Below are 13,183 nucleotides of genomic sequence, written 5' to 3' on the forward strand. Positions count from 1 at the left end.
AATTTATCGAGAGACATTAAATCGTCTCTGGGGCGTGCTAATTAGCGACAGAGCGCTGTAAAAAGACTGAGAACACTAGTGCAGCCTTTATACAGCGCCCAGTCACAAAGTAGTTGCAATCGGCTCAACTACAAACATCTATAAGAACTAAATTCTAAGCAACTGAATCCGAACGTTCTATTTGCTGCCGAATTGTCTCAATAGAAGCATTAATGCCAGCCAGTTTAGACTCTAAATCATCTCGCATCCAAATCAAGAATTTTAATTTGCGCTCTAAGCTAGCTTTGTGCGAGATGGGTTGGCTTCCATAACAGGAATTACCCCAAAAAGGAAACATAGTTTACCTCTGTGTTTAGCTTTTGCAACAGTGCAATAAATTGCTCCACTACATTCTGACGAATAAAAATCCGATTGAGATTCGTAAGAACCGACCATTATTGTACGTGCTTGGCGAACGCTAGCTTTTTGCAGAAATTATTAGTTGAAAATGAGAGGGATTCATTCATGGATGCATTTTTGGGGAAATATTCGCCCTATATTTATGCAATTTTGCGCATATTTGTAGGTTTAGCCAGAGGCTCATCAGATGTTTGAAGTATAGATGCACTTATTAACAGGACAAGAGCGAGGTCTGCTGTCCAGACTTGAGAGACAATTCTCCTACTCAGGTTGGAAGATTATTTGTTCAGCCCTAGCTAATAATTTATTGTTCAGCCCTAGCTAACAAGTAAGTTACTACCTTACGTTTAGTTGATTCTGCCTGGGCAGTTGGAGGGTGCGCTTATGGAAACTCCTAAAGAAACTCCTAAAATTGATAGTTCTGCTTTAAGAAAGCTTTCAGGACAGCAAGGGCTGTTGCTAGGGTTAGGGCTGGGTCTTGTCTTAGCTATCAGTGGGATGGCTATATTTTCCTATTTTGGAAATCAGCGTTCGGCTACTCCTAATCAAAATGCTCCCGCAGCAAATGCTAGAAACGCAGCATTGCCAGTGCAAGTTCAGCAAGTTGGTACGAGTACGACTGAAGAAAGTTCCGATTTTGTGGGAGCATTAGAAGCACAGCAAAAAGTGACGCTGCAACCGCAAATTCAGGGGCGAATTGAAGCAATTCTGGTGTCTAGCGGTCAAAGAGTGCAAAAAGGAACGCCGATCGCATCTTTGAGTTTGGATCAAACGCAGGCAAATGTTGCTAGTTCCGTTGCAGCAGCCAGTGCAGCCCAAGCGGGGTTAAAAACGGCTCAAGCCCAGCTACAACAAGCCCAGGCGCAACGTACCAAAGTTGCAGCCAACGTTCAGCTTCAGCAAACCCAATTCAATCGCACCCAACAATTAGTAGCTGAGGGCGCACAAGCCAGACAAGAGTTAGATGTAGCGCGAAATAATTTACAAACTGCGATCGCGGATTTGCAAGCCGCAGATAAACAAGTTGCGGCAGCTGGTGCAGGAGTGCGACAAGCCCAAGCCAGTGTACGTCAAGCCCAAGCAGGTACGGCTGCTGCCCAAGTTAACGTGAATCTCAAACGAGTGGTAGCACCGATTACTGGCGTAGTCGGTGAATTTCCTGTGAAAGTTGGAGATTATGTCAATACTGGACAAACCATCACTACGATCGTCCAAAACAATGCCTTGGATCTAAATCTTTCTGTACCGTCAAATAGATTAAAGCAACTGCGAATTGGATTGCCTGTGCAGTTAATCGATCCGACGACGCAGAAAGTCATAGGTACAGGTGCGGTTAACTATATTTCTCCAACAGTCAGTGCTAATCAGCAGTCGATTTTGAGTAAAGCACGCTTTGTCAATTCCCAAGGGCGATTGCGCGATGGGCAATACGTTCAAGGGCGGATAATTTGGAGCCGACAACCAGGAATATTGATTCCTACCGTCGCGATATCTCGGATTGGCGGACAAAGTTTTGTCTTTGTCACAGAAAACACAACCGTCAACGGCAAACCACAGCAAATCGTGCATCAGCGTTTAGTGCGCCTTGGCGATATTCAAGGGCCTAATTATCAAGTTCTCGATGGACTCAAACCCGGTGAAACCATTGTCACCTCTGGCATTCTCAAACTGAGAGAAGGCACACCCATTCAACCACAATCCTAAATTCAGGAGACCCGATCGTGTCGATCGCGAACAACTTTATCAAACGCCCGGTGCTAACTACCGTTTGTACTTTAGTGATTCTGATTGTGGGATGCGTGTGTATTCCGCTACTACCACTCAATTATTTGCCCGATATTGCCCCGATTCGCGTTCAGGTGTCAGCTAACTATACAGGGGCGGATGTTGCCACTGTTGAAAGTGCAGTTACAACAACCCTGGAGCGCCAAATTAACGGTGTCGAGGGTATGCAATACATGACCTCGAACAGTTCCGCAGGCAGCAGTCAAATCTCAGTATATTTCGGGGCGCAGACGGATAAAAATATTGATCAAGTAAACGTGCAGAACCGCATTGCAAGGGCGACACCTCGCTTACCAACAAGCGTACAACAGCTGGGTGTGACAGCACAAACAGCTTCCACAAGCATTTTGTTGGTCTATACGTTTTATGCGGAAAATAACGAGTACGATCCGCTATTTATCAGTAACTATATTGACCTGAATTTACGCGATCAACTCCTCAGAACACCAGGAGTCGGCGATCTGACGATTTTTGGTGAAAAGCGCTATGCCATGCGGCTGTGGCTCGATCCCAATGCTTTGGCGAGTCGGCAATTAACTGTAGCAGATGTGGCAACAGCACTGCGATCGCAAAACATTCTCGCCGGAGCCGGAACTATCGGACAAGCACCAGTACCCCCCGGTCAAACCTATGAAATTCCGTTGCGGGTTAATGGTCAATTCAAAGATGCATCCGAGTTTGAGAACCTCGTTATTAAAGCTGGGAGTGATGGCAATTTAATTAAGCTTAGAGATGTAGGGCGTGCGGAACTCGGCTCAGAGACTTACGCCAGCAATGCGAAAAATAATGGGAAGCCTGCGATCGGGATGGCAATTTATCAGTCGCCGGGAAGTAATGCGTTAGATGTGGCGAAAAACATTGAAGCGCAGATGGACGAACTGAGCAAAGACTTTCCACCAGGATTAAAAACCCAGGTCGTTTACGACACTGTTGGGTTTGTGCAAGCTTCCCTAGAAGAAGTAGTGAAAACCCTAGCCGAAGCGATCGCTTTGGTTGTGTTGGTGATTTTTCTGTTTCTCCAAGACTGGCGCGCCACAATTATTCCGATTGTGGCGATTCCGGTTTCGCTGATCGGTGCTTTAGCATTTGCTTACGTATTTAGATTTTCACTCAATAATTTAACTTTATTTGGATTAATCTTAGCCACAGGGTTAGTAGTTGATGACGCAATTATCGTTGTCGAAGCGATCGCCCGCAAGATTGAACAAGGAGTCAGACCGCTACAAGCCTCTTATGAAGCGATGGAGGAACTGACTGGTGCTGTAGTTGCAACATCGCTGGTATTGATGGCGGTGTTTATTCCCGTGGCATTTTTCCCAGGTTCTACCGGAAAAATGTATCAGCAGTTCGCGTTAGTGATTGCGTTCTCCATTGCTATCTCGACGTTTAACGCCCTTTCCTTTAGTCCGAGTATGGCGGCGATTTTGCTACGTCCGCCCAGACCCAAACGCGGCCCCTTGGGTTGGTTTTTTAACAAATTTAATCAGATTTTGGCATGGATTATTGAAAAGTTTTTAGCGATCGTTAATTTTTTGATTCGCTTGCGTTACGCTGTGGTCGCCTTATTTGTCGTGGGTTTAGCTGGGACATATTTTATGTTCACCCATGTGCCCACAGGATTCGTACCCAATGAAGATCAAGGGATTGTCTTAGGGATTATTCAAGCTCCCGATGGAGTTTCTCTAGCTTATACCGATCGAGTAATTACAAAACTCGAACAAATTCTCCAAAAAGAACCAGAAATTGAGAACGTTTTTGCGACTTCCGGGTTTGGCTTTGCAGGTAGCGGCTCAAATCGCGGTGTATTTTTTGCCAAGCTGAAACCTTGGGAGGAACGCACTCAACCCAATCAAAGCGCGTCAGCAATTTTAGGGCGAATTAATGGTGCATTTCAAACAATCCCAGATGCTATTCTCACCGCAGTCAATCCGCCACCGATTCAAGGCTTTAGTACCTTGGGTGGATTTGAGTTACAGTTGGAAGACCGCACCAATGGGCGATTGACCATTGATGACTTTTTCGCCAATGCGCAAGCAGTAATTGCCCAAGCAAACCAACAACCATCACTGACAGGTGGCGTGTTTACGCAGTTTACCGCCAGTACACCTCAGTTTCAAATCGACTTCGATCGCAATCGTCTAGAAGCACTCAACGTCGATTTTCAGCAAGCTGTGAACACATTAGGCGCGGCGATTGGCTCGCAGTATGTCAACGATTTTACCTTGGGACAGCAGAGCTATCGCGTTTATGTGCAAGCCGAGGGTAACTTTCGGCGATCGCCAAATGATATAAATCAGCTGTATGTGCGCTCGGCAAACGACCAAATGGTGCGATTGAGCGAAGTAGCAAAACTCACACCGATTACAGGCCCAGCCGTGATTTCTCACTACAACGGTTTCCGCGCCATTAGTATCCAAGGTAGAGAAGCACAAGGTTACAGTAGCGGACAAGCAATTCAAGCTATGCAGCAAGCAGTAACCGCCACCGCATTACCAGGCGTTGGTAGCGATTGGACAGGAACCGCCCGCGAAGAATTATCCGCAGGTAACTTGGGGATTCTGATTTTTGGCTTCGGGATTATTATGGTGTTCCTCACCTTGGCTGCTCAGTATGAAAGTTATGTTGACCCGGCTATTATTTTGTTAACCGTACCGTTAGCGTTGTTAGGGGCGTTGAGTGCGCTATCTTTACGCGGTTTGGTGAACGATGTCTACGCCAACGTAGCGTTGGTAATGTTAATCGGGCTTGCATCGAAAAACGCAATTTTGATTGTCGAGTTCGCTAACCAAGCCTTTGAACAAGGAATGACAATTCCCAAAGCCGCTTTGACAGCCGCCCAAGAACGATTTCGACCAATTGTAATGACTTCATCCGCGTCATTGCTGGGATTTTTCCCTCTTGTCATCGCCTCAGGTGCGGGTTCAGCCTCGCGCTGGTCGTTGGGAACGGCGTTGTTTGGAGGATTACTGGTAGCAACAGTTTTGAGTTTGCTGATTGTTCCGGTGTTGTACGTAATTATCAAAAATTTGGAAGAACGCTTCTTAAAGCGCAAACCTTCTCATCAAACCAAACCACCTACCTCAGATAGACAGGAGAACGAACAAGCACCAGCGATGGTTGGGACACGCACTGGTGAAGATCGCGGGCCGAATGATTCAATGCATTAATTGAAGAACAATGCAGAATCAATTTAGCGGAGGTCTTAAACCCACTTATTCATTCACGCCTACGCACAGAATTCATGCGCTTACTCTGGCGACTGACTCCTGAATTCTATTTATAGCAGTTCTTGTTTGGATGCAATACACGGTAGGGGCACAGCAATGCTCATTGGTGTCAACTTAACGTGATACCCGCTTGGCGACAACGTTCTGCCCTCACCCCCAGCCCCTCTCCCGCAGGAGAGGGGAGATAGAGATTAAATTCCCCTTCTCCTGTGGGAGAAGGGGTTAGGGGATGAGGGCGTGGAGGATTTGTACAACGCTTGTCCGATCTAGCTTTCAGCTTAAGTTTACACAGGTGAGCAATGCTGTGCCCCTACGAATGGTATGTATTCTATGCCATTGATAACTGCTGCTATAGATAATAAAATGTCCAAGCCAAAATTTAGAATAATCTGAATTCTGGCTTTTGAATTGCTTTTTGCTTGATATTAAAAGATTTAAAGATTAAGCTCCGAGTTAGAAATCCATTGAGAGAATGAAAGTGTACCCTCATCGTCTAGCAGGGTATTGAGCATCGGAGTAAAGCAAATGAACGGCAAACTGATCGCTTTCTCTGGTATTGTGACTGCATTATTGGGTGCAGGAATTGGTTTTATTATTGCTTATTTACTTCCTACTCCCTATACGAGTCCAATGTATAAAGATTTGGCTGAGAAATACGCCATCATCGGTGGAGTTGCTGGCTTGTTGATTGGCTCCAGTCAGGAAATGGTTCGAGAACTCAAGCAAGAACGGGATGAGGAAGAAGAATTACTGCAAGATTTAGATAAAGCTATTCGCTCAAGTACAAATAAAGAAAAGTATTAACGGGGAACCTATCCTCGCCATCAGACTTTTTCAGCAAACTCTGGGTAGTTAACCGGGATTGTTTCTAGCGGGTTTCCAATTCTGTTGAACTTGCATTGGGGTTCAGACTTTGCGATACAAACTGGACTCTGACAGCCGAACAATTACCAGCAGCATCACAATTGTCAGCATATAATGTACCATCTGGTCGGCGTTGAAAGAAAAATTCGTCAGGCGAATAAGTAGGATGAGGTCGTCTAGTTTGACTATCTATGGGATTGTGTCCTCTTAAAATTAATCCTTGAGTAGACGACCAAAGTCTCATCCTTTGCAATACAGTTTCTGTGCGATTAGTTTGAGAATTAAAATAACGAATACTCATCAGTCCCGCCTTACCTTTCATCAACAGTACGCCGTCATGACGGGTAGCACCACTGCTAAACTGTAGCCGCCAAACTCCGTTAATAAAAGCATTTGGTTCGGTAAGTTGTTCGATAACGCCATTAATCCTACTTCTGGGAGCGATATTGAATGGATCTGTTGAGCTAATGGTTGGTGGCGATGGTGCTATGACTCTAGGAGTAGGGCGAAGATTTACTGCTCTTTTTGAGCCATTGAAATTAGGTAATGTTGTGCTTGGTCGGTTGTTAGTTGCGACTTGCGGCTTGGGTTGAAAAAGCGTTGCGATCGCCATTAATAAGACAATGAATGCAAAGATACTACCGCCTGCGATCGCAATTATGTTTTTCCCCAGTTTTTTTGCTACAGGTGCAGATGGCGATCGCTGTTGTTGCGCGGGTACAGTCTGAGGAACGCCACTCGAACTAGGCTGCAATCCTTCTAACATCGCTTGTGCAGTGGGATAGCGATCTCGCGGACTGTACTGAATCGCCTTATCAATCGCTGCTCTCATTGTTGGGCTAAGATTTTTAGCATACTGATGCCACATTATCTCGCCTGTACGCGGATCTGTCTCTATTTCTTGCGGCTGTTTCCCAGTTAATAAATAAATTGCTGTGATGCCTAAACTATATATATCGCTAGCATATATTGGTCTACCCATAGCTTGCTCGCTGGGCATATATCCAGGCGTACCAATCACAATTGAACTCGTAGGATTGCCTTGGGAATTCATCACTGTTCCCATCGATTCCCGTACTGCACCGAAATCAATCAGTACGGGTTTGTTATCCCGATAACGCACAATTATGTTATCTGGTTTGATATCGCGATGCACAATATGCTTATTATGCACGTACTCCAGTAAAGGTAATAAATTTACTAAAATTTCCCTGACTGCACTTTCACTAAGTACGCCCTGCTTTTGAACTTTTTCTGTTAATGTTTCCCCTTCAATCCACTCTTGAACTAAATAAAATTCCCCGTTTAAGCAGAAGTAAGCATACAAACTGGGAATTTGGTTGCTAAGATCGCCCAGTTGTTCTAATATTGCCGCTTCTCTTTGAAATCTTTCTTTGACTAACTGGTAAATCTGCGGCTGATTAACTACAGGCTTGAGTTGCTTAATTACACATTTGCGTTCTGAAGGCATATGTGTATCTTCTGCTAAAAAGGTTTCTCCAAACCCACCAGATCCTAATAAACTAATTACCCGGTAGCGATTGTTTAAGATGGTCGGCGTTGTCATAGTTTTATCCGCTACGGTTCTTATATAAACGTATTTTTACGGACTATAAGTAGATTTAACCGAGGAAAACAGAAATTTTGATGCTTTATATTCCATTTTTACTAGTTTTTACGGAGTTCTCTATTAATTTTTGTAATCAACAAAAATATCGCAATACTCTAGCTGGGTATCGCTACACAAACGAAAGCCATACCTTAGCGAATTGGATTCGTCTATTGTGCGGTAAATACGGGACGGTTTTCTTTGGGAAGTAATGCCATTGCATCAGCTTGTTATGCCATTACATCGGCTTGTTATGTTATTGCATCGACTCGTTATGCCATTGCATTGACTCGTTATGCCATTGCATCGACTCGTTATGCCATTGCATCGACTCGTTATGCCATTGCATCGACTCGTTATGCCATTGCATCGACTTGTTATGCCATTGCATCGGCTTGTTATGCCATTGCATCGGCATATTAAGATGTTTTATCTGTCTTGATTACGGCACAACAATTTCAGGTGCGTTTACCTAGTACTCCACCCGATTGATTTTGATAGGTTACATTGTTCAGATCCCCGACTTTTTGAACAAGTCGGGGATCTATGACCTCTCATAATTTATTTGGCAGACTACTAGTGCTTTGTCTCATTAATTCTGTGGGGTAAGTTTTTTCTTCTTTTCTCTTCCTTCGAGTACTTCGTGTCTTCGCGGTTCGTTTTTTACCCATCAAAACTAATGCGATAGACCACTAGTACAGCACGGCATAAACAACCCATTCGTTAATTTTTATAATATAAAAAAGATCCTTGCAGCGCCTATATTATCGAAATAGCTACTCAAAGCAAAGCCACACCTAGAAAGGCTTGATTAAACTTATGTTTAAAAAAAGAATTAAGATCTGCCAAACAGCAATGGCACAGCATCCAAAAAATGATCGAATGCTGGTTGTTTGATATTTAACGAACGCTTATTACTTTGATAATTGCCTGCTTGATACTGCGCAAGCATCCAAGCGATGAAATCTGCAAGTGAAGGCGCAAGCACAAACTTATTATTCTCATCGCGTCCAAAGTTAATTACTTGACCTACTAAACCTGCATCATCTGGATCTAAATCAATTCCAATGTGGTTTCCACTTCCATCATTTGCTATCGGAATCCATTTGAGGTTAATGTAGATAGTTTTAATTGCACCATTCGGGTAAGATTCACCAGTAATATCCATTGCAAAATCATCGTCAGCTAGTTCGCGCCAAGCCGACCACTCTTCAAAGAGATTAACTATGCTTAAAAAAGGTAAACCAAAAAATAACCCTGTGCTATTACCTTTTTGCCCATTATGACGTTGATAAAAAGTTTTAAAATCTTCGGGTAGTTGACAATTTAAGCTATCTTCTAACTCATTGATTTCTTGATGAGAACATCCAGGGTTAAGGTCTGCAAGCACTTCGGGGAGGTGCTGTGCCAGCCAATTTTCTAAGTTTAATCAGAGTTCATCCATTTTTGGTTGATTTTGTCTGTCCTACTTTCAGGTTTGTAGTTAGAGATAAAGTTTATAAACTATCTAGCATCGCCAACAACCCATCTGCGATTTTCAGCATCCCATAACAACAGAAAATTTACGGAACTGGGGACAGTTTTGCCATTTTTTAATAAGTATTGCAAACGCGCATTGACATTTGCAGTTTCGGCGTTTGCTTGTACTAAATTAACTTGTTGAACATCTACACTTTGCACCCGATTTCCCCACCAATCTATATAAGAAAGATAACCATTAGGGTGAAGCTTGCGATTATTTTGTAAGCTTGGCGACAGCTGATTCCAAGCAGTTTGAAACTGGCCTTGATTGATATTTGCGTAATAATTTTGTACGGCTTGTTCTGGCGATGGTCGATCGACTGGCGTTGATGTTGCGGGAGAAGCTTGCAGAGATGGAGTTTGGCTAGGAACTGGTGTAGGAGAATAATCTGTCACCCTTGGACTAGGAATAAACGTTGTTATCGGTGTTGCTGTCTCCTGTGGTTCGTTGCGGATTGTTGCAGATTGATTTGATGACTTTGTAGACTCTGCTATTGGTTGAGATTGTTTGTTATTGTTGAGTGCAAAACCAATAACGATCGCACTGCCGATCAAACCACCTGCAACTAAACTGGCAATAAAGACTCCCTTTTGCCCATTATTTGCTTGATTAGTAGTTTGATAAGCTGGGGCTGGGCTGACAGGAATGGTATTTTGTTGATGAACTGGGCCTGGACTGACGGGAATTGTGTGTTCAGTTGGTGGTACTGGAGTATTGACTACAGGTGGCTGGTTATAAGGTACTGTAGGCGGAAAGATATTTGCCCCTACTTGTAAGGCTTGTAGCATTTCTCTAGCGCTGGCGAAGCGATCGCGGGGATGATAGGCGATCGCACGATCTATAACTCCTGCAAAGGTCGGAGTTACACTTAAAGCGTGTTGATGCCAGATAATTTCTCCTGTACGCGGATCTGTTTCGAGTTCTGAGGGTTGTTTCCCAGTCAGCAAATAAATTGCTGTCATTCCTAAACTATATAAATCGCTGGAAAAAACAGGTCTACCCATTGCTTGTTCGCTGGGCATATATCCCGGCGTACCAATCACAATCGAACTGGTAGGATTACCTTGGGAATTAAATACTGTTCCCATTGTTTCCCGCACCGCACCAAAATCAATGAGGACAGGTTTGTTATCTCGAGAACGCAAGATAATATTATCCGGCTTGATATCACGGTGAATAATTCGCTTTGAGTGAATATACTCTAGAACAGGTAACAAATTTAATAAAATTTCTCGAACTGCACTTTCACTTAACAATCCTTGCTGTTGCACTTTGACTGTAAGAGTTTGCCCTTCAACCCACTCTTGAACTACATAAAATTGCCCTTCTGACTGAAAATAAGCATACAATGTCGGAATCTGGTCAGTAGAACCGCCCAAGTCTTCTAAAATTGCTGCTTCTCTTTGAAACCGTTCTTGTACGAGTTGGTAAATCTGCGGGTTGTTATGAATCGGTTTGAGTTGTTTAATGACACAGCGACGTTTGGAGGGCATTTGGGTATCTTCTGCTAAGAAAGTTTCACCAAATCCACCGCCCCCCAAAGTCTGAATAACTTGATAGCGATTGTTCAGCAGCGTTTGCATAAATTGGCGTTAGCCAGTGAGTACAAGAGTATTTGTTGTATAGTTTATAGCATTTTGAATTTCTGATTTTAAATTAAATGATTGAGCAGCAATAGCCTGAAGTCTTTGTCATGGCTGCTATAGTGGTTTAAAATATTAATTAATGAAGAAGCTTTTATTTTTATGTAGCCAAAATAGATTGCGCAGCCCTACTGCTGAGGTTGTGTTTTCTGAATATGAAGGGCTAGAAACAGACTCAGCAGGGTTAGATCGCTATGCAGAAGTACCAGTTTCCACAGAAGCGATCGCATGGGCTGATATCATTTTTGTGATGGAAAAAACCCATAAACAAAAACTAGCCAAAAATTTTCAGCCCTTTCTCAAAGATAAGCGAGTTATCTGTTTGAATATTCCGGATGAATATGAATATATGGAACCAGCTTTAGTTAAATTGTTAAAGCAAAAAGTGCTACCAATCTTACAAATTAAAGATTAAAAGCGAGCGAGTAGGGTGGGCAATGCTCACCGAAACCCTCATCTGGTGGGCAATGCCCACCCAGCCCTTTCAACGCGAACAAATGAACTAGTAAGAGATAATTAATAAAAGCCTTACCCTGACTAATTTCTAAAGCATAAAGCCGTTTGCAGCAGACATGAAAGTGCATTGAATTATCCTCCAGGCGATTTAAGTCAAAACCAGAAATATTAGCTTTTGTTTTGAGTATTCTGATGGGTATCTAAAAGTCGCGCAGTAGAAACGTGACGATGTTTGCTGTCAACTATTAAAGGTTCTCGCTTTTTCTTTACCCCTCGAATCGCCTTGAGGAAACATTTAAGTTCGACTCTGGCTGCTAAATCTTGCAAAACCAACACCATTTGCTCAAGAGAAAAGGTCTCAAATGCTTGCCAATGGACGGCTGGAATTGCAATCATCATTCCCCGGTAAGTGCCAGTAATTTCATCAACTAAATAGAAATCTGACAAGCTAGCATCAATTTTACCGACTCCATGTACAGATCCTAAGGCAGCTTTGAGAGTAGCAAGAATGTTGTATGTTGTTAATGCCATCGAAAATGAAAATAAAGCTGCTTTGGGATAGGCTAAGGTTTGAATTTCGCCGTGAAAATTCTCAGTTACAGTTTGAAAAAGAGTCTCCAGGCTCCAGCGATTACGATACAATTCAGCAATTTTTGCAGCATCCGCATCATGAGAGGGTAAATTGGTCAAAATGGCGATTTCCCATTCCTTGTCTCGGGTTGGTTTGAACAATTTCAGCAAAATCCGGCGAGATTTCAGCAAATTACCGTCGTAATTAATTTCGATTTCCTGCTCAAATAGATTGCCTGTATCTGTGTGACCTACAGCTTTTAATTGCGAGAGTTGTTGATAACCTAACGACCCATGTTGACGAACCACAAAAAAAGCTTGTTGGTTTGCAATCCTAAACAGAAACTTGGCTGTACAAAAATTTCGGTCTCCATTCCAAACTTCATTTGCTTTGACACTCAAAAGTACATCATCAAATAAACTACGCTCTTGGGCATGAGCATCAACACAGGGAAAAATATCTATTACTAGCTTTGACAGTGGATCTGACACAACTATCGCTTTCCCTGGTAGAGCCTTAGCTGCAAATAACCGAATTGCATCTAGTCGATGGTCTGTGGCACCTAGACAAGTCCCATCAACAATTCTGTGTTGATATCCCGGTAGTGGATTTGGCTGTTCTCCTGCCATTTTTTGAATGAGCAACTGCAATTGGCTTGCTGTTTGTCTAACTAACGCCTGACTCACGCCCAGTTCCACGCCAGAGAGCTTTTTATATAGTGCAGTACTACTCACTATTAAGTTCGCAGCTCTTGCTTTGTAGGCTGCATGAACCGATTTCTGAATTCCACACACTACCAAACTCATTAAATCAACTTGGCTGGAAAACAATAAGTCTTGCTGGTATTGGACTTTTGCATGGGTTTCAAATAATTTATCCATGATTTCTGGGGCGAATACTCGCTCCATTAATCCTCGTGCCATCACACTTATTGGACTTTCTTGCACAAATTGTTCAAAGATGGCGGATAGCATTTTGATGCCCAAAACAGTTGAATATGTTGAGGATACATCGAAGTCGTACCTCACATTCCTTACTGGGGTTGGGTTTCAGATATTCATGAAGTAGTTCATTTGTTCGCGTTGAAAGGGCTGGCATTGCCCACCC

At 43.2% G+C, this 13,183-nt stretch carries 10 protein-coding genes; 4 read left to right on the top strand and 6 right to left on the bottom strand.

The window, feature by feature from the left end:
- Window positions 1-154: 154 nt before the first annotated feature.
- Window positions 155-337: a hypothetical protein gene (locus AACU33_RS03705; protein ID WP_096587098.1), complete on the bottom strand. Its 183-nt coding sequence runs from the start codon at window positions 335-337 to the stop codon at window positions 155-157.
- A 446-nt stretch (window positions 338-783) separates the two neighbouring features.
- Here AACU33_RS03705 and AACU33_RS03710 point away from each other — a divergent pair, with 446 nt between their 5' ends.
- From AACU33_RS03710 to AACU33_RS03720, 3 genes are all read left to right on the top strand, one after another.
- Window positions 784-2,103 (top strand): efflux RND transporter periplasmic adaptor subunit, encoded by a 1,320-nt coding sequence (locus tag AACU33_RS03710; protein ID WP_339375739.1) that lies wholly within the window; start codon window positions 784-786, stop codon window positions 2,101-2,103.
- Between the two features lie 17 nt (window positions 2,104-2,120).
- Window positions 2,121-5,351, top strand: a complete 3,231-nt coding sequence (locus AACU33_RS03715) for an efflux RND transporter permease subunit (protein ID WP_096587099.1) — start codon at window positions 2,121-2,123, stop codon at window positions 5,349-5,351.
- A gap of 585 nt (window positions 5,352-5,936) precedes the next feature.
- Window positions 5,937-6,215: a hypothetical protein gene (locus tag AACU33_RS03720; protein ID WP_096587100.1), complete on the top strand. Its 279-nt coding sequence runs from the start codon at window positions 5,937-5,939 to the stop codon at window positions 6,213-6,215.
- A 64-nt stretch (window positions 6,216-6,279) separates the two neighbouring features.
- Here the strand turns inward: AACU33_RS03720 and AACU33_RS03725 are convergent, their stop codons facing one another.
- From AACU33_RS03725 to AACU33_RS03740, 4 genes are all read right to left on the bottom strand, one after another.
- Window positions 6,280-7,842, bottom strand: a complete 1,563-nt coding sequence (locus AACU33_RS03725; RefSeq protein ID WP_096587101.1) for a serine/threonine-protein kinase — start codon at window positions 7,840-7,842, stop codon at window positions 6,280-6,282.
- A gap of 298 nt (window positions 7,843-8,140) precedes the next feature.
- Window positions 8,141-8,296, bottom strand: a complete 156-nt coding sequence (locus AACU33_RS03730) for a hypothetical protein (RefSeq protein ID WP_339375740.1) — start codon at window positions 8,294-8,296, stop codon at window positions 8,141-8,143.
- A 423-nt stretch (window positions 8,297-8,719) separates the two neighbouring features.
- Complete coding sequence (locus AACU33_RS03735) at window positions 8,720-9,274, bottom strand: SMI1/KNR4 family protein (protein ID WP_339375741.1); 555 nt, start codon at window positions 9,272-9,274, stop codon at window positions 8,720-8,722.
- A gap of 113 nt (window positions 9,275-9,387) precedes the next feature.
- Complete coding sequence (locus tag AACU33_RS03740) at window positions 9,388-10,989, bottom strand: serine/threonine-protein kinase (protein WP_096587103.1); 1,602 nt, start codon at window positions 10,987-10,989, stop codon at window positions 9,388-9,390.
- Window positions 10,990-11,131: 142 nt separating this feature from the next.
- On the opposite strand from AACU33_RS03740, the gene AACU33_RS03745 reads away from it, so the two are divergent.
- Entirely contained in the window at window positions 11,132-11,464 is a 333-nt protein-coding gene (locus AACU33_RS03745; RefSeq protein ID WP_096587104.1) for a low molecular weight protein tyrosine phosphatase family protein, read from the top strand.
- Between the two features lie 209 nt (window positions 11,465-11,673).
- On the opposite strand, the gene AACU33_RS03750 is transcribed toward AACU33_RS03745, so the two are convergent.
- Window positions 11,674-13,050, bottom strand: a complete 1,377-nt coding sequence (locus AACU33_RS03750) for a transposase (protein ID WP_096587106.1) — start codon at window positions 13,048-13,050, stop codon at window positions 11,674-11,676.
- Between the last annotated feature and the right edge of the window lie 133 nt (window positions 13,051-13,183).

Source organism: Calothrix sp. NIES-2098 (assembly GCF_963875125.1).
In the GTDB taxonomy this organism is placed as follows: Bacteria; Cyanobacteriota; Cyanobacteriia; order Cyanobacteriales; family Nostocaceae; genus Aulosira.